The organism is Rhizobacter sp. Root404 (genome assembly GCF_001425865.1).
GTDB lineage: Bacteria > Pseudomonadota > Gammaproteobacteria > Burkholderiales > Burkholderiaceae_C > LMDS01.
Genome location: NZ_LMDS01000001.1, coordinates 794,812 through 811,139, shown reverse-complemented (window position 1 = coordinate 811,139; position 16,328 = coordinate 794,812). Strand labels below are relative to the sequence as shown.

The 16,328-nt window shown below is 69.7% G+C and carries 21 protein-coding genes and 1 tRNA gene; 8 read left to right on the top strand and 14 right to left on the bottom strand.

Annotation, left to right across the window (positions count from 1 at the left end):
• The first annotated feature begins 62 nt into the window (after positions 1–62).
• Positions 63–1,076, top strand: coding sequence for a transporter (locus ASC76_RS03685; protein WP_056462487.1), 1,014 nt, complete (start codon positions 63–65; stop codon positions 1,074–1,076).
• Here the strand turns inward: ASC76_RS03685 and ASC76_RS03680 are convergent.
• Genes ASC76_RS03680 through ASC76_RS03665 form a run of 4 tightly spaced genes read right to left on the bottom strand, consistent with a single transcriptional unit; the run spans position 1,027 to position 4,737 of the window.
• Complete coding sequence (locus ASC76_RS03680; protein WP_082548687.1) at positions 1,027–2,097, bottom strand: glycosyltransferase family 1 protein; 1,071 nt, start codon at positions 2,095–2,097, stop codon at positions 1,027–1,029. The genes ASC76_RS03685 and ASC76_RS03680 overlap by 50 nt on opposite strands.
• A complete protein-coding gene (locus ASC76_RS03675; protein ID WP_056462484.1) occupies positions 2,094–2,924 on the bottom strand; it encodes a UDP-2,3-diacylglucosamine diphosphatase in 831 nt (276 codons plus the stop codon). Before ASC76_RS03675 ends, ASC76_RS03680 begins: the two co-directional genes overlap by 4 nt.
• Positions 2,921–3,706, bottom strand: coding sequence for an alpha/beta fold hydrolase (locus ASC76_RS03670; RefSeq protein WP_056462481.1), 786 nt, complete (start codon positions 3,704–3,706; stop codon positions 2,921–2,923). Before ASC76_RS03670 ends, ASC76_RS03675 begins: the two co-directional genes overlap by 4 nt.
• Positions 3,703–4,737, bottom strand: coding sequence for a M14 family zinc carboxypeptidase (locus tag ASC76_RS03665; RefSeq protein ID WP_056462477.1), 1,035 nt, complete (start codon positions 4,735–4,737; stop codon positions 3,703–3,705). The genes ASC76_RS03670 and ASC76_RS03665 overlap by 4 nt, the downstream gene beginning before the upstream one ends.
• 42 nt (positions 4,738–4,779) lie before the next feature.
• Here ASC76_RS03665 and ASC76_RS26345 point away from each other — a divergent pair, with 42 nt between their 5' ends.
• A complete protein-coding gene (locus ASC76_RS26345) occupies positions 4,780–4,905 on the top strand; it encodes a hypothetical protein (protein ID WP_256364441.1) in 126 nt (41 codons plus the stop codon).
• 39 nt (positions 4,906–4,944) lie between these two features.
• On the opposite strand, the gene ASC76_RS03660 is transcribed toward ASC76_RS26345, so the two are convergent.
• Positions 4,945–5,790, bottom strand: coding sequence for a GNAT family N-acetyltransferase (locus ASC76_RS03660; RefSeq protein ID WP_056462474.1), 846 nt, complete (start codon positions 5,788–5,790; stop codon positions 4,945–4,947).
• Positions 5,791–5,931: 141 nt separating this feature from the next.
• Here ASC76_RS03660 and ASC76_RS03655 point away from each other — a divergent pair, with 141 nt between their 5' ends.
• A complete protein-coding gene (locus ASC76_RS03655; protein ID WP_235580330.1) occupies positions 5,932–6,591 on the top strand; it encodes a protein-L-isoaspartate(D-aspartate) O-methyltransferase in 660 nt (219 codons plus the stop codon).
• Between the two features lie 57 nt (positions 6,592–6,648).
• On the opposite strand, the gene ASC76_RS03650 is transcribed toward ASC76_RS03655, so the two are convergent.
• From ASC76_RS03650 to bfr, 4 genes are all read right to left on the bottom strand, one after another.
• Positions 6,649–6,736, bottom strand: a tRNA-Ser gene (locus ASC76_RS03650).
• Between the two features lie 37 nt (positions 6,737–6,773).
• Complete coding sequence (gene serS, locus ASC76_RS03645; RefSeq protein WP_056462472.1) at positions 6,774–8,087, bottom strand: serine--tRNA ligase; 1,314 nt, start codon at positions 8,085–8,087, stop codon at positions 6,774–6,776.
• 73 nt (positions 8,088–8,160) lie between these two features.
• Complete coding sequence (locus ASC76_RS03640; protein WP_371262080.1) at positions 8,161–8,421, bottom strand: bacterioferritin-associated ferredoxin; 261 nt, start codon at positions 8,419–8,421, stop codon at positions 8,161–8,163.
• 22 nt (positions 8,422–8,443) lie between these two features.
• Entirely contained in the window at positions 8,444–8,920 is a 477-nt protein-coding gene (gene bfr, locus ASC76_RS03635; RefSeq protein WP_056462466.1) for a bacterioferritin, read from the bottom strand.
• Positions 8,921–9,101: 181 nt separating this feature from the next.
• On the opposite strand from bfr, the gene ASC76_RS03630 reads away from it, so the two are divergent.
• Genes ASC76_RS03630 through ASC76_RS03620 form a run of 3 tightly spaced genes read left to right on the top strand, consistent with a single transcriptional unit; the run spans position 9,102 to position 11,511 of the window.
• Complete coding sequence (locus ASC76_RS03630) at positions 9,102–9,356, top strand: FeoA family protein (RefSeq protein ID WP_056462463.1); 255 nt, start codon at positions 9,102–9,104, stop codon at positions 9,354–9,356.
• 10 nt (positions 9,357–9,366) lie between these two features.
• Positions 9,367–11,253 carry a ferrous iron transporter B gene (locus ASC76_RS03625; protein WP_056462459.1) on the top strand — a complete coding sequence of 629 codons (1,887 nt, stop codon included), beginning with the start codon at positions 9,367–9,369 and terminating at the stop codon, positions 11,251–11,253.
• A gap of 3 nt (positions 11,254–11,256) precedes the next feature.
• Complete coding sequence (locus ASC76_RS03620) at positions 11,257–11,511, top strand: hypothetical protein (protein ID WP_056462457.1); 255 nt, start codon at positions 11,257–11,259, stop codon at positions 11,509–11,511.
• Between the two features lie 6 nt (positions 11,512–11,517).
• On the opposite strand, the gene ispH is transcribed toward ASC76_RS03620, so the two are convergent.
• Both ispH and ASC76_RS03610 read right to left on the bottom strand, forming a co-directional pair.
• Entirely contained in the window at positions 11,518–12,483 is a 966-nt protein-coding gene (ispH, locus tag ASC76_RS03615; RefSeq protein ID WP_056462454.1) for a 4-hydroxy-3-methylbut-2-enyl diphosphate reductase, read from the bottom strand.
• Positions 12,483–12,932: a peptidylprolyl isomerase gene (locus ASC76_RS03610; protein ID WP_157615252.1), complete on the bottom strand. Its 450-nt coding sequence runs from the start codon at positions 12,930–12,932 to the stop codon at positions 12,483–12,485. Before ASC76_RS03610 ends, ispH begins: the two co-directional genes overlap by 1 nt.
• 93 nt (positions 12,933–13,025) lie before the next feature.
• Between ASC76_RS03610 and radC the strand changes: the two genes are divergently transcribed.
• Both radC and ASC76_RS03600 read left to right on the top strand, forming a co-directional pair.
• Positions 13,026–13,700, top strand: coding sequence for a DNA repair protein RadC (gene radC, locus ASC76_RS03605; protein WP_056462449.1), 675 nt, complete (start codon positions 13,026–13,028; stop codon positions 13,698–13,700).
• 10 nt (positions 13,701–13,710) lie between these two features.
• On the top strand, positions 13,711–14,400 hold the full coding sequence (locus ASC76_RS03600) for a Smr/MutS family protein (RefSeq protein ID WP_056462446.1): 690 nt from the start codon (positions 13,711–13,713) through the stop codon (positions 14,398–14,400).
• Here the strand turns inward: ASC76_RS03600 and ASC76_RS03595 are convergent.
• Genes ASC76_RS03595 through ASC76_RS03585 form a run of 3 tightly spaced genes read right to left on the bottom strand, consistent with a single transcriptional unit; the run spans position 14,353 to position 16,270 of the window.
• A complete protein-coding gene (locus ASC76_RS03595) occupies positions 14,353–14,754 on the bottom strand; it encodes a group II truncated hemoglobin (protein ID WP_056462444.1) in 402 nt (133 codons plus the stop codon). The two genes, ASC76_RS03600 and ASC76_RS03595, sit on opposite strands and share 48 nt — an antisense overlap.
• The gene (locus ASC76_RS03590) at positions 14,751–15,545 is read right to left on the bottom strand and encodes a MinD/ParA family protein (RefSeq protein ID WP_056462440.1); all 795 of its coding nucleotides are present in this window, start codon (positions 15,543–15,545) and stop codon (positions 14,751–14,753) included. Before ASC76_RS03590 ends, ASC76_RS03595 begins: the two co-directional genes overlap by 4 nt.
• A complete protein-coding gene (locus tag ASC76_RS03585) occupies positions 15,542–16,270 on the bottom strand; it encodes a GGDEF domain-containing protein (protein ID WP_235580329.1) in 729 nt (242 codons plus the stop codon). The genes ASC76_RS03590 and ASC76_RS03585 overlap by 4 nt, the downstream gene beginning before the upstream one ends.
• Positions 16,271–16,328 lie beyond the last annotated feature (58 nt).

Here is a 16,328-nt window from a genome sequence, read left to right as displayed (position 1 = left end):
ATCGGCGAACTCGTTCATCCGCGTCACCTCGCGAGGGCGGAGCTGCTCTGGACCCGACCTCCTTGAACAGCACCTCGTATGGCGCAGACGACAGCGGACTGGTCTGGGGCTATCTCTTCCGGTCCGGCGAGCCGCGCGGCGAACTCATCGATTCGGCCCAGGCGGCGGCTTGGTTGACGGCGCCGGAGCCGACACGATCGGGATTCGCCTGGCTCCACTTCAACCTCTCGCACGGCGGCGCCGAGCCGTGGCTTGCCCGCCACGCGGTGCTGCCGGGCACCTTCTTCGAGATGCTGAAGGAGGGCCTGCACTCGACCCGGATCGAGCGCTTCGACCAGTCGCTGATCGCGGTGGTCAACGACGTGCGCTTCGAGTTCTCGTTCGAGCCGTCAGACCTGTCGACGCTGTGGATCAACGTCGAGCGCACGCTCGTCGTCACGGCCCGGCGCCAGCCGCTGCGCTCGGTCGATCGCCTGCGGGTGGCGGTCAACGCCGGCGAGGCCGTGCGCTCTACCGTCGACCTTCTGGAACACTTGCTGCGCTACCAGGCCGACGTCCTGGTGGGCATCGTGCGCGATGTGACGGCGCGCGTCGACGACACCGAGGACGATCTGCTCGCCGGCAAGCTCGACCACAAGCGCGTCAAGCTCGGCCGGCTGCGTCGCCTGCTGGTGCGGTTGCAGCGCCTGCTGGCGCCCGAGCCGGCGGCGCTGTTCCGCCTGCTCCAGCATCCGCCGGCCTGGGCGAGCGAGATCGACATCGAGGAACTGCGCGCCTCGACCGAGGAGTTCTCGGTGGCCCTGCGCGACATGAGCGCCCTGCAGGAACGGATCAAGCTGCTGCAGGAGGAGATCGCCGCGCAGGTCGCCGAGGAGAACAACCGCAGCCTGTTCGTGCTGACGGTGGTCACGGTGATGGCCCTGCCGATCAACATCGTCGCGGGCCTGCTGGGCATGAATGTCGGCGGCATTCCGCTGGCGCAGCATGCGCACGGCTTCTGGATCGTCCTCGGCGTGATCGCCGGTGTCACGTCGCTCGTGGCGTGGTGGGCGCGGCGCCGCGCGCGGGAGCGATGAGCGCAGCATCCGCCGCGCCGCCGGCGCCGATCGGCGCCAGGAACGCGACGAACTCGGTGCAGACCCGCGTCCAGTCGAATCCCAGCGCTCGGGCGCGGGCGCGCTCGCGCGGCACGTTCAGCGCGGCGAGCGCAGCGGCACGCAGGTCGTCGTCGAGCACCCCGCCGTCCGAATCGCCGAGCACGTCCAGCGGGCCGGCGACCGGGAACGCCGCGACCGGCGTGCCGCAAGCCATCGCTTCCAGCATCACCAGCCCGAAGGTCTCGCTGCGCCCCGGAAAGACGAACACGTCGGCCGCGCTGTAGATCGCCGGCAGCTCGGCGCGCGGCACGATGCCGCGGAAGTGCACCTGCGGGAACGCGGCCTGCAAGCGCTCCCGCACCGGCCCGGTGCCGTAGACCAGCTTCGAGCCCGGCAGCTCGAGACCGAGGAAGGCCTCGAGGTTCTTCTCGTACGACACCCGGCCGACGTACAGGAACACCGGCCGCGGCAGGTCGAGCGGCAGCGGCGCGCACGGCTCGAACAGCCGCAAGTCGACGCCGTGCGACCACTGCCGCAGGTTCGTGAAGCGGTGTTGCCGCAGCAGCCGGAACATGCCCTCGCTGGGCACCATCACCGCCGCCGCCGGCGCGTGGAAACGCCGGAACCACGCGTAACCCCACGACACCGGCACATGCAGCGCCTTGGCCAGAATCTCCGGGAAGCGGGTATGGAACGCGGTCGTGAACGGAAGTCCGCGACGCAGGCAGTGGCGCCGCGCCGCGCTGCCGAGCGGCCCTTCGGTCGCAATATGGATCGCGTCCGCAGCGGCCGCGTCGATCGTCTTGGCGACCCGCGCACCGGGCCGCCACGCCAGCTCGATCTCGGGGTAGCCCGGGCACTTGAAGCGCCGGAAGGTCGAGGGCTCGATCAGTTCGACCCGATGGCCGAGCGCGCCCAGTCCGGTGACGAGCTCCTGCACCGCGGTGACGACGCCATTGACCTGCGGCCACCACGCGTCGGTCACGAGCAGGATCTTCATCCGGCGGACAGCGCCAGTGCCGCGTGCGCGTGCGCCCGGACTCGCGCGCGGGTCGACCAGTCGAGCAGTTCGAGCCGGCCGTCCGGGTGTTCGACCAGCGCGGTCATGCTCTCGACCCAGTCGCCGTCGTTGCAGTAGAGGATGCCGTCGATCGTGCGGATCTCGGCGTGGTGGATGTGGCCGCAGACGACGCCATCCACCCCGCGGCGGCGCGCCTCGCGCGCGACCGCGACCTCGAAGTCGCTGACGTAGCTGACCGCGCGCTTGACCTTGTGCTTCAGGTACTTGGACAGGCTCCAGTACGGCAGGCCCAGGCGGGCGCGCAGTCCGTTCAGATGCCGGTTCAGCCGCAGCGTGATCTCGTACAGCGAATCGCCGACATGGGCGAGCCACCTGGCGCACTGGACCACCCCGTCGAACAGGTCGCCGTGGGTGACCCACAGCTGGCGGCCATCGGCCGTCTCGTGGATCCATTCCTCGACAACTTCGACCCCGCCGAAGTTGTGATCGAGGTAGCGCCGCGCGAACTCGTCGTGGTTGCCGGGGACGAAGATCACCCGCGTGCCCTTGCGCGCCTTGCGCAGCAGCTTCTGCACCACGTCGTTGTGGGACTGCGGCCAGTACCAGCTGCGGCCGAGTTGCCAGCCGTCGATGATGTCGCCGACCAGGAACAGCGTGTCGCACTCGACGGTCTTCAGGAAGTCGAGCAGCGCCGCGGCCTGGCAGCCCGGTGTGCCGAGGTGCAGGTCCGAGATCCAGACGCTGCGGTAGTGCAGGCCGCCCGGCTCGAGGGCCGATGTCACCTGGGCATCGAGATCACGCTTCATGAACCGGCATCGTGACGACCCTTCGTGATGACGCCGTGACCGAGCGATGCGGTTTGTGTGACGACCCACTGCGGATCGTCGAGCGGCAGATCGTGGCCGGCGTGCGGGTGGCTGCGCACCTCGCACCGCCAGGCGCGCGCCAGGGCCAGCGTGCAGCGCGTGTCGACGAGTTCGTCGGACGCGCTGGTCAGCAACAGCACGCGGCGAAACGGGTTGCGACGCGGCGCGCTGAAACGGGCCGCTGCCACCAGCTGCGCCAGCGCATCGATCGGCCGCACCGGTCGGGCGATGCGCTGGGCGGTCCAGCGGTGGAGCAGCGCCGCATCGTCGGCCCGCAAGCGGCTCGTCAGCTGCAGGACCAGATGCTCGGATGCGGCGGCGCCCGACACCATCGCCCGCATCAGGCGGCCGTACGCGGAGGGTCGCAGCCGCTGCCATGCCGGGCTGAACGGGCGCATGCTCGTGTTGACGAGCACGGCCGCGTCGATCTCGTCGGGCCACTCGTTCGCCCAGGCGGTGGCCACCATGCCGCCCATCGACACGGCCAGCAGCGCGTACGGCGGTTCCGCGCCCGCCGCGCGCAGCGCGCCGCGAACGTGCTGTGCCATCGCGCGAACGGTCCAGGGGCTGCGCAGCGCCTGCGCCTGACCGGTGCCGGGCAGGTCGATCGCCAGCACGCGGGCGCCGGGCGATGCCGCAGCGAGCCGATCGCCGACATCGAGCCAATGGCGCGCGTCGCGCGTCCAGCCACGCAGCAGCACCCAGGTGCAGGGCGTGGTCATCGTCCTGGGAGCGCGGGCGGCGCGAACCAGTGCCGGCGCGCCTCGCGCTCGTGCTCGGCGCGCGCGGCGCCCGTCGGCCGCCAGCGCGCATGACTGGCGGCCGCGCGCATCGCGAAATCGAGCAGCGTCATGTGGCGGCGCAGCACGCGCTCGCGGCGGTGCTCGATCAGCGGATTGAAGATGCCGTGGCGCGAGAACAGCTGGCGCGGGTTCTTGCGGACCCAGCCCCACGAGCCCATCTCGAGCGTCAGCGGCATGAACAGCCGCGACGGGTCGCGCAGCGACTGCAGGTGCAGGTGGTCCCACAAGTCGCCATGCGCCAGGTATTGCGCGCTTTGCGGCTCGACGATGTAGCGGTGGTGCGGCTGCGATTCGTCGAGGATCTGCCGCAACGCATGGAACTCGGCCAGGCACGCGATCGGCTCGGCCGAGTGCGCGTACGGAAACCACAGCCGGTCGCGCACGCCGAAGCCGGAGTGGCAATCGATCGCGATGCTGAAGTCGCGCGTGAGCAGTTCGTCGGCCACCACCTGGCAGAGTACGGCGCTCTCGGCCTCCATCGGCGCACCGGCCGGGCCGCGGAACCATGGCAGCCGGTTGCTGCGCCGGTGGCCGCCGACCATGAAAGGCACCGGCCCGCGCGCGTCGACCGGTGCGTTGCGCATCAGGTCGACGCCATTCGGATTGGCGCGGGTCGCGAGCAGCATGCCGCCGGGATTGACGATCGGCATGAACACCAGCCGCAGCGATTCGAGCTGGCGGTGCAGGCCACCGTCCCAGCGCAGCCGCATCGTCAGTGCGCGCAGGAAGGCGATGACGACTTCGGTGCCGATCCGCTCCAGGCCGTGCACGCCGCCGAAGATGCCGACGGCCGGCACGTTCCGATCCGGGTTGCCCAGGGTGAGCACGGTCAGCGGCAGGCGGTGATGACCGACGACCACCTCGGCCGGCACCCGCCGGGTCAGCAGGCCGCCGGCCGCATCGACGAGGGCATCCAGCTCCCGCAGTTCGGGCAGCGCCGCGGCACTCACCGCGTCACCGCGCGGTCACACGGCGCGGATAGGGTGCGGGGCATGAACAGCAGCTCATCTTCCCTTCGTCTCGGCCTGCGACCGCGCGCCATGCTGGCGGCACTGGTGTGGGGCATCGCGGAAAGCCTCGCGTTGCTGCGCAGCGTGCAACTGAAACGCCGGCTCTGAGGCCGGCGCGAAGCGGCGTGGGGCGCACGCCCCCACCGTTCAAGACAGGAAATGCCGCTTGTAGCGCGCCGGCAGGTCGGCCAGGCGCATCATCAGCGGCAGGTCCGCGGTGTTGAAGTCGGGGTCCCAGGCCGGCGGCCCGAGCACCTTGGCGCCGCAGCGCAAGTAGCCCTTGATCAACGGCGGCGGTTCGACCGGCAGGTCCTGCCGCAGGTCGTCGACCGGCAACGCCAGGCGCGGTTCGACGCGCCATTCGATCGGTGCCAGATGGGTCCGCCGCAGCTGCGACCACAGGCTCGCGGCCACGTGCCCGCCATCGGCCATGCTGACGCTGGCGCAGCCGATCATCGTGTCGAGGTCGTTGCGCTGCATGAACTCGCCGAGTGCGCCCCAAAGCGCCAGGATCGCGCCGCCGGAGCGGTGCTCCGGGTGCACGCACGAGCGCCCCAACTCGACCATGCGCTTGCGCAGCGGCTGCAGTCGCGTCAGGTCGAACTCGCCGTCGCTGTACAGGCCGCCGATGCGCGTGGCGTTCGCCGGCGTCAGCACCCGGTAGGTGCCGATCAGCAGGCCCGGCGTGCCGTCGGCGCGCTTCAGGCGCACCAGCAGGTGCTCGCAGAACGGATCGAAGAGGTCGATGTCGTGCTCGGGCGGCGAGCCCCGCGGCACCGTCAGATTGGCGCCGAGCTCGAGCGCGAAGATCTGGTAGCGCAGGCGTTGCGAGAGGCGCACGTCAGCCTCGTCCCGCGCCCATGACACATCGAACTCGACGCGCGCCGGCTTCGCCTCGGGCTGGCGCAGCGCCGTCGGCGACGCCGACCGCTGCGGCCGCTCGAACCGGGTGAGCGAGGCGAACGGAAAGGTGGGCATGGGCAGTTCGTGCATGGGCCAAACGCGGGAAGCTCTGATGCGCGAATGGTGAAAGCACGATGTGACGCGCCGACGAGCGCCGCGTGACCGATCGATGACAGGTCATGACCTGGGCCCGGCTTGCGAGCGCGTAGTTCAAGGTGTATATCTTTCGGCGTGAGCAACGATCCCTTCGCCGAACTCCGGCAACGCATGCTCCAGGTCATCGCCGCGAAGACGATCTTTTCGTGCGCGCAGCTGGGCCGTGCGGCGCTGCGCCCGCGGGTGCTGGAGGCCCTGGCGACCGTGCCGCGCCACGAGTTCGTGCCGCCGGCCATCCAGCCCTACGCGTACGAGGACTGCCCGCTGCCGATCGGCTGCGGCAAGACGATCTCGCAGCCGTTCATCGTCGCCGTGATGACCGACCTGCTCGACCTGCAACCGACCGACAGGGTCCTCGAAGTGGGCACCGGCCTGGGCTACCAGACCGCGGTGCTGGCGGCTCTCGCCGGGCGCGTCTACAGCGTCGAGCTGATCGAGGAACTCGCGGCGCAGGCGATCCACCGGCTGGCGCGGCAACGCTGCGCCAATGTCGAGGTCAACGTCGGCGACGGCGCCAAGGGCTGGCCGGTCCATGCGCCCTACGACAAGGTGATCGTGACGGCGGCGCCCGCGTCGATCCCGCCCGCGCTCGTGGAGCAGCTGAAGCCCGGTGGCCGCATGGTGCTGCCCGCGGGTCCGCCGGACGAGCAGCAACTCACCGTGCTGGACAAGTCCCCGGACGGGACGATCATCTCGCGCGAGATTTTCGCGGTGCGGTTCTCGCTGTTGGCATGACTGCCGGACGACACCGGGCAAGAAAAAGCCCGCAACGCGTGCGGGCTTGAACTTGTCTGGAGGAGAGGGAGGGATTCGAACCCTCGGAACCTTACGGTTCGCCTGATTTCGAGTCAGGTACATTCGACCACTCTGCCACCTCTCCGGTGTCGGCTGGTCTGTGCCGAGTCTCGCATTCTAGCCTAGGCTTTAGGAGCGGCCTCCGGGGTCAGGCGTTCGAGGCCGCCGAGGTACGGTCGCAGGGCCTCGGGCACGGTGATCGAGCCGTCGGCGTTCTGGCCGTTCTCGAGCACCGCGACCAGCGTGCGGCCGACCGCCAGGCCCGAGCCGTTCAGCGTGTGCACGAACTCGTTGCGGCCGTCCGCACCCTTGTAGCGCGCCTGCATGCGGCGCGCCTGGAAGGCGCCCATGTTCGAGCACGAGCTGATCTCGCGATATGTGTTCTGCGCCGGCACCCACACTTCGAGGTCGTAGGTGCGCTCCGAGCCGAAGCCCATGTCGCCCGTGCACAGCAGCACCACGCGGTACGGAAGCCCGAGCTTCTGCAGCACGGCCTCGGCATGGCCGACCATCTCCTCGAGCGCGGCGTTGCTCTGGTCGGGGCGCGTGATCTGGACCATCTCGACCTTGTCGAACTGGTGCTGACGGATCATGCCGCGGGTGTCGCGTCCGGCGCTGCCGGCCTCGGAGCGGAAGCACGGGCTGTGCGCGGTCAGCTTGATCGGCAGCTCGGATGCCGGCAGCACCCGCTCGCGCACGGTGTTGGTCAGCGAGATCTCGGAGGTCGAGATCAGGTACTGCTCGGGCTGGTTCTCGTCGCCGCCGCGGCTGACCCAGAACATGTCCTCCTTGAACTTGGGCAACTGCCCGGTGCCCTCGAGGATCTCGCGGTTCACGATGTACGGCGTGTAGCACTCGGTGTAGCCGTGCGCCTGGGTCTGCAGGTCGAGCATGAACTGGGCGAGCGCGCGGTGCAGCCGCGCGACCGGACCGCGCAGGAAGCTGAAACGCGAGCCGGACAGCAGCGCGCCGGTGTCGAAATCGAGCCCCAGCGGGGCGCCGAGATCGACATGGTCGCGGACCGGGAAGTCGAAGCTGCGCGGCGTGCCCCAGCGGCGCACCTCGACATTGGCGTTCTCGTCGGCGCCGACCGGCACATCGGGCTGCGGCAGGTTCGGCACGCCCATCAGCAGCGCCGACAGGCTGGTCAGGATGCCGTCGAGCCGCTCGGCCGACGCCTTGAGTTCATCGCCGATGCCAGCGACCTCGGCCATCACCGCGGTGGTGTCCTCGCCCTTGCCCTTCAGCTGGCCGATCTGCTTGGACAGGCTGTTGCGCCGGGCCTGGAGCTCTTCGGTGCGCACCTGGATCGTGCGGCGCTCCGATTCGAGCGACGAGAACCGGTCGACATCGAGATACGGCTGGGGCGACTTGCGCTTGTCGAGGCCGGCGACGACGGCCGCCAGGTCCTTGCGCAGCAAAGTGATGTCGAGCATGACGGGGCGCGCAACGTGCGCGCGGATGAGCCGATGGAGCGCGGATTGTAGGCAGCGTGCGCCGCCCGGCCACTCAGGCGAGCTGGGCCTGTTGCGGTCGGCTGATCGTGATCAGGTGCTGCTGGTGGTTGCTGCCCGAGGCGCGGGCGTCGCACAGCACGCGCGAGGCGCAATCGGCGCAGCGGCCGCATTGCGTCGCGACGCCCAGATCGAATTGCAGGCATTCGAGGCTGTGCGCCCCGTCCGCGGCGGCCTGCCGGATCTGGTGATCCGAAATCCTGCGACACACGCAAACGATCATGTCCGTCCGTCCTCTGCCCTTGCGGGCTGCCATCGAGCCGCCGCGCCGTGGCGCGTCAGCTCACTTCACCCATCTGCGACTGCAGATAGTTCTCCAACCCGACCTTGCCGACCAGATCGATCTGGGTTTCCAGGAAATCGATGTGCTCTTCGGTGTCGTCCAGGATGTGCTGCAGCAGGTCGCGCGACACGTAGTCGCGCACCGACTCGCAGTACGCGATGCCGTCCTTGATCGTCGCCTGTGCCCCGGTCTCGGACTGCAGATCGCACTGCAGCAGTTCGGGCACGTTCTCGCCGATCATCAGCTTGCCCAGGTCCTGCAGGTTCGGCAGGCCATCGAGCATGAAGATCCGGTCCATCAGCTGATCGGCGTGCTTCATCTCGCCGATCGACTCCTCGTATTCCTTCTTCGCCAGCTTGTCGAAGCCCCAGTGCTTGAGCATGCGGTAGTGCATGAAGTACTGGTTGATCGCGGTCAGCTCGTTCTTGAGCTGCGCGTTCAGGTGTTCGACGACTTTGGGATCGCTTTTCATGGGTGCTCCTCGGGTGCTTCAGGAAGCCATTCTGACTGTCATCGCGTGCCTTCCGAACCGACCCGATGCGTTATTATTACTGACAATGATTCGCATTTGCAATGAAAGACCTCACGGTTTCAAATGAGAGACAATCTCATTTGCATTCATTCCAACGGCCACTTCCCCGGTTCACACGCCCATGCTGCTGAACGATCTGCCCGACGGCGCCCACGCCACCGTCACCCGCGTGGTGTCGAGCTCGAAAGAGGTCGACGCGGTGTCGTTGCGACGGCTCGCCGAGCTCGGCTTCATCCCGGGCGAGCCAGTGCAGTTGCTGCGCCGCGGGCCGGGCGGGCGCGAACCGCTGGCCGTGCTGATCGGCGACACGATGTTCGGCCTGCGCCTGCTCGAAGCGCAGTGTGTCGAGGTCAGCGTCGAGGCCCGGGCCGCCTGAGGTCACCGCAATGACCGCGTCCGTGAACCCCGCCCTGCCCTGGAGCGTTGCCCTTGTCGGCAACCCGAACTGCGGCAAGACGGCGCTGTTCAACCTGTTGACCGGTGCCCGCCAGAAGGTCGCGAACTACGCCGGCGTCACGGTCGAGCGCAAGGTCGGCACGACGCGGCTGCCCGGCGGCGCGCAGGTCTCGGTGATCGATCTTCCGGGCGCCTACAGCCTGACGCCCGCCACGCCGGACGAGCAGGTCACGCTCGACGTGATCGAAGGCCGGCGCCGCGGCGAGGACGCCCCCGACGCGATCGTCGCGGTCGTGGACGCGACCAACCTGCGCATGAACCTGCGCCTGGTGCTGGAGCTGAAGCGCCTCGGCCGGCCGATGATGGTCGCGCTGAACATGGCGGACATGGCGCGGGCGCAGGGGCTGAACATCGATGTCGCGAAGCTCTCGGCCGAACTGGGCTGCCCGGTCGTCGAGACGGTGGCCGTCAAGCACGATGGCCACGCCGCGCTGCTCGGATTGATGGAGCGGGAATTCAACGCCTTGCGGCCCGCGGGCACGACCGCCGCGCCGTTCTCGCCGAGCGCGCCGGCCGAGTTGCAGCGCGAGGTGCGCCGCATCCTGGCGATCGTCGAACCCGGCATCACCACCGAGGCGGCGAACGCGAAGCGCTTCCATCACCGGCTCGACGCGGTGGTGATGCACCCGGTGTGGGGGCTGGTGATCCTGGCCGCCGTGCTGTTCCTGATCTTCCAGGCCGTGTTCTCGTGGGCCAACCTGCCGATGGACGCGATCAAGGCCGCCATGGCCTGGGCCGGCGAGCAGGTCACCGCGAACATGGCCGACGGTCCGCTGCGCTCGCTGCTGGTCGACGGCGTGATCGCCGGCGTCGGCAGCGTGATCGTGTTCCTGCCGCAGATCCTGATCCTGTTCTTCTTCATCCTGATCCTCGAGGACTCGGGCTACCTGCCGCGCGCCGCGTTCCTGCTCGACAACCTGATGGGCAAGGTCGGGCTGTCGGGGCGCGCGTTCATCCCGCTGCTCTCCAGCTTCGCGTGCGCGATCCCGGGGATCATGGCCACGCGCACGATCGCGAACTGGAAGGACCGGCTCGCGACGATCATGATCGCGCCGCTGATGACCTGCTCCGCGCGGCTGCCGGTCTACGCCTTGCTGATCGGCGCGTTCGTGCCCGACCGCAGCGTCGGCCCGTTCAACCTGCGCGGCCTGACGCTGTTCGGCCTGTACGTGGCCGGCGTCGTCTCGGCGATGGCGGTGGCCTGGCTGTTCAAGCGCATCTGGATCAAGAGCCGCTACCAGCCGCTGATGCTCGAACTGCCGCCGTACCGCGCGCCCGGGCTGCGCAACCTGGCGCTGGGGCTGTGGGAGCGCGCGCACATCTTCCTGGCACGGGTCGGCGGCATCATCTTCGCGCTGATGGTGGTGCTGTGGTTCCTGTCCAGCTACCCCGCGCCTCCCGACGGCGCGACGGGCCCGGCGATCCAGTACAGCATCGCCGGCTGGCTCGGCCAGGCGCTGCAGCACGTGTTCGCGCCGATCGGCTTCAACTGGCAGATCTCGATCGCGCTGGTGCCGGGTTTGGCGGCGCGCGAAGTCGCGGTCGGCGCGCTCGGGACGGTGTATTCGATGTCGGCGGCCGGCGGCGAGGTGGCCGATGCGCTGTCGCCGGTGATCGCCAAGGGCTGGTCGCTCGCCACGGCCTACGCGCTGCTGGCCTGGTACGTGTTCGCGCCGCAGTGCATCTCGACGCTCGCGGTCGTGAAGCGCGAGACCAACTCGTGGCGCTACCCGCTGCTGATGGCGGCGTACCTGTTCGTGCTGGCCTACATCGCGGCGTTCGTCACTTACCGCGTCACCCTGGCGCTGGGAGGCTGAAGCATGCAAGCCCTGATCGTCTCGCTGCTGGTGATCGGCTGTGCGGTGTACGCGGCGTGGACGCTGATGCCCGCGGCGGCACGTCGCGCGCTGGCGTCGAAGTTGCTGAAGTGGCCGCTGCCCGCGTTCGCCGCCACCCGGCTGCGCCGGGCCGCGACGGCGTCGTCAGGGTGCGGCTGCGACGGCTGCGATCACGCGCCGGCCAAGGTCCAGGCCAAGACGCAGGTCGTGACCTTCCATCCCCGCCCGCCGCGCTGAACCGCGTCAGGTCTTGGGCGCCAGGCCCATCGCCTTGTCGCCCAGGCCCATCGGCAGCGGGAAGTGGGTCGTCTCCTCGACGCCCGCGAGCTTGCGCACCGACACCGCGCCGAGCGCGCGCAGCCGCTCGATCACCTGCTGCACCAGGATGTCGGGCGCCGACGCGCCCGCCGTCAGGCCGACGCTCGCCTTGCCTTTGAACCACGCGGGCTGGAGGTCGTCCGGCGCGTCCACCATGTAGGCATCCGTGCCGAGACGCTGCGCCAGTTCGCGCAGGCGGTTGCTGTTCGAGCTGGTGGGGCTGCCGACGACGATCACGATGTCGACCGTCGGCGCGAGTACCTTGACCGCGTCCTGGCGGTTCTGGGTCGCGTAGCAGATGTCCTGCTGCTTCGGTTCGCGCACCTTCGGAAAGCGCCGCTTCACCGCCGCGAGGATCTCCGCCGCGTCGTCGACCGACAGCGTCGTCTGCGTCACCACCGCCAGCTTGTCGGCCTGCGCGACCTGCACCGTCTCGACATCGGCCACGTCCTCGACCAGGTAGATGCCCTCGGTCAGCTGCCCCATCGTGCCCTCGACCTCGGGGTGGCCCTTGTGGCCGATCATGATGAAGTCGTAGCCCTCCTTGTGCAGCTTCGCGACCTCGACGTGCACCTTGGTGACCAGCGGACAGGTCGCGTCGAACACGCTGAAGCCGCGCCGCGCCGCCTCGCGCCGCACCTCCTGCGAGACGCCGTGGGCGCTGAAGACGAGCGTCGCGCCGGGCGGCACGTCGTCCAGGTCCTCGATGAAGATCGCGCCCTTGGACTTGAGGTCGTTGACGACATAGGTGTTGTGGACGATCTCGTGGCGCACGTAGATCGGCGCGCCGAACTTCGTCAGCGCGCGCTCGACGATCTCGATCGCGCGGTCCACGCCGGCACAGAAGCCGCGCGGCTCGGCCAGCACGATCTCTTCGAGCAGCGAGTTCATCAGAGCACCCCGATCAGTTGCACTTCGAAGGTCACCGGCCGGCCGGCCAGCGGGTGGTTGAAGTCGAACACCAGCACCTCGCCCTCGTCCGCGACCTCGCGCACCACGCCGGCGTAGGCGCCCTGCCCGTCCGGCGTCGGGAACTGCACCACGTCACCGACGCGGTACTGCTCGTCGGGGTCGCCCAACTCGCTCAGCAGGCTGCGCTTGACGCGCTGCAGCAGCTCGGGATTGCGCTCGCCGAAGGCCTCGCCGGCGGCGAGCTCGAAGGAGCGGCGCGTGCCCTCGGGCAGGCCGATCAGGCGCGCTTCCATCGCCGGCGCGAGTTCGCCGGTGCCCAGCGACAGCGTGGCCGGCTTGTCGGCGAAGGTGTTGATCAGGTCCGCGCCATCGGGCCCGGACAAGCGGTAGTGCAGGGTCAGGAACGACCCCGGTTGGACGTGATTCAAGGGAGATCCCGGTGCGGCGCGAGTGCCGATAGACTGGTCGTGATTTTACGAGCCCCCGCCCCTTCTCCGTTTTTGCCCCCAATCGACCCTGCCGTGGTGCTCAAGGACATTCCCGCCGCCGCGCGACCGCGCGAAAAGCTGCTCGCCAGCGGTGCCGCCGCGCTGGCCGACGCCGAACTGGTCGCACTGCTGCTGCGCACGGGCCTGAAAGGGGTCTCGGTGCTGCAGCTCGCGCAGCAGCTGCTCGACGCCTGCGGCGGCGTGCGCGGCCTGCTGGGGGCGCGCCCGGAGGACCTGAAGCGCGTCAAGGGCCTGGGCCCGGCCAAGCGCGCGGAGCTCGGCGCGGTGATCGAACTGGCGCGCCGCGCGATCGCGCAGCAGTTCGCGGAGCGGCCGGTGTTCGACGCCCCGTCCACCATCAAGGACTACCTGCAGCTGCAACTGGGTGGGCGCGGGGCCGAGGTGTTCGCGGTGATGTTCCTGGACGCGCAATACCGCCTGCTGCGTTTCGAGGAGATGTTCCACGGCACGCTGACCCAGACCAGCGTCTACCCGCGCGAGGTGGTCAAGCGCGCACTCGAGTGCCACGCCGCGGCCGTTGTCCTGGCCCACAACCACCCCTCGGGCGCGGCCGAGCCGTCGCGGGCCGACGAGACGCTGACGCAGGCGCTGAAGGCGGCGCTGCGGCTGGTCGATGTCCAGGTGCTGGACCACTTCGTCGTCGGCCACGGCGCGACCTTGTCGTTCGCCGAGCGCGGCCTGCTGTGAGAACGCGGCGATGAGGGCGCGAACGCTCGCCGAACTCGGCCCGATCCGCCAGGCGCTGCGCGAGGCGCAGCGCGCTGCCGCGGAGGCCGCCGAGCGCGAACGCGAGGAGCGCGCGCGCGAGAAGCGGGAGCGCGAGCTGTTCGCGTTCACCGTCGGCACGGTGGTGCCGCTGCGTGCCGTCGCGCGCGCGGCGAGCGACGCGCGCCCGCCCGAGCCTCGTGCCCGTCAGCGCGAGGCCGACGAGGCGGCGGTGATGCTCGAGGCGATCTCCGACGAGTTCGACGTCGAATCGCTGCTCGACACCGACGAGGCGCTGTCGTTCCGCCGCCCCGGCATCGGCCCCGAGGTCGTGCGCAAGCTGCGGCGCGGCGTCTGGGCGATCCAGGCCCAGCTCGATCTGCACGGCCTGCGCCGCGACGAGGCCCGCGAGCGCCTGGCGCTGTTCGTCCACGACGCGCGCCGGGCCGGGTTGCGCTGCGTGCGCGTGATCCACGGCAAGGGCAATGGCTCGCCGGGGCGSGAGCCGGTGCTCAAGAGCAAGGTCAAGACCTGGCTGGTGCAGAAGAAGGACGTGATCGCCTTCACCCAGGCGCGTGCCAGCGACGGCGGCACCGGCGCGCTGCTGGTCCTGCTGGGGCCGACAGCGCCGCGCTCACGCGCCGGCGCGGTTGCGCATCCAGTCCGCGGTGCCGAAGAATGATTCGGCCAGGCGCTGCGCGAGCGCCGGGTCGACCGCCTGCTCGCTCATCGCGCGCTGCATGCACGCCAGCCACTGATCGCGCTCGCGGATGCCGATGCTGAACGGCAAGTGCCGCGCCCGCAGCATCGGGTGCCCGAAGCGGTCGGTGTAGTGCGACGGGCCGCCGAGCCAGCCGCACAGGAACCAGAAGAGCTTGTCGCGCGAGCCCTCGAGCGTCGTCGGGTGCAGCGCGCGCAGCTCGGCCCAGCCCGGCTCCAGGTCCATCAGGTCGTAGAAGCGGTCGACCAGCGCACGCACGCCCGGTTCGCCGCCGAGACGCTCGAACGGCGTCGGGGCCGCGGGTTCGTCGATCATGGCGCGATCCGTGCGGCAATCGCATCGACGGCCTGCGCCGCCGGGCAGCCGGGCAGGATCTCGAGCAGCAGCTGGCGCTTCTGCACCGCCTCGCGCACGCTCGGGTCGAGCAGCACTTCGCCAACCAGATCGAGCACCGGCGGGTCGCTGCCCTCTGGCAGCATCGGCGCAACGAACTTGTCGACGACGAGCTGCAACTGGTGGCGGATCACCTTGCCCTCGCCGAGCCGGCCGACCTGGTTGACGACCAGGCGGATCGCGCGGCGCTGCTGCTGCGTCGCGAGCACCTTGATGGTTGCGTAGGCGTCCGTCATCGAGGTCGGCTCGGGGGTCGCGATCACGAGCACGTCGTCGGCCAGCGAGACGGCGTAGAGCACCACGTCGGAGATGCCGGCGCCGGTGTCGAGCAGGATGTGGTCGAAGCGCGGCGCCAGCGTCTCGATGATGCGTTGCAGCTGATCGCGCACCTCCGGCGTCAGGCGCGAGTACTCGACCAGCCCGGAGCCGGCGAGCAACACGGAGAAGCCGCCGGGCGCCGGCAGGATGGCGTCCTCGAGTGCCACCTTGCCAGTGAACACGTCGTGCAGCGTGACCTTGGGGTACAGGTTCAGCACCACGTCGAGATTGGCCAGGCCGAGGTCGGCATCCAGCACGAGAACGCGCTGTCCGCGCTTGGCCAATGCCGCGGCCAGATTGGCCGACAGGAAGGTCTTGCCCACGCCGCCCTTGCCGCTCGTGATGGCCATGGTGCGCGCGCGGCGCACCGGCGCGTTGGGAACAGGGACGCTCATTCGAACTCCGCAAACTTCGAGGTGCCGAACAGCAGGCCTTTTTCCTCGGCGCTGACGAGCGAGACGGGGGGCTGCTCGAGGCAGGCACGGTCGCGCCCCTCGGTCTTGGCCCGGTAGAGCTGCTGGTCCGCGCGCTCCAGCCACAGCGGCGCCGACGAGCGCACCCACTGCGGCGCGAACGCGCCGCCGATGCTGACGGTGACGGTGATCTGCTGGCCCGGCGCGATCGCGATCGGCGCCCGCTGGACCCGCGCGCGCACCCGCTCGGCCACCGCCAGGCCGAACGACGGCGGGCAGTTGGGCAGGATCATCGCGAACTCCTCGCCGCCGACGCGCGCGAGCGTGTCCATCGGCCGGATGCACTCCTGCAGCGACTGCGCGACACTGCGCAGCACCAGGTCACCGGCCGGGTGACCGAAGCCGTCGTTGACGCGCTTGAAGTGGTCGATGTCGATCATCAGCATCAGCGCGGGCTCGCCGGCGCGGGCGACGCGGTCGATCTCGCTGGTCAACGCCATCTCGAACTGGCGGCGGTTCGACAGACCGGTGAGCGCATCGCGGCTGGAGAGTTCGCACAGCGCGTCGAGCACCGCCTGCATCCACGCCGTCTGACCGACGGCATGGCGGTCCGGAAGTTCAAACCCCGATTGCCGCAGCAATTGCAGCGCCGGCGCGAGGCGCAGCGGCACGGCGGCGGCGGGAGCAGGGTCGGGCGTGGCGTGCACGAATCAGAGGTCGGCGGGGGTAAAAGACAGTAACGCGACAAGTCTAGCAGCGGCCCGC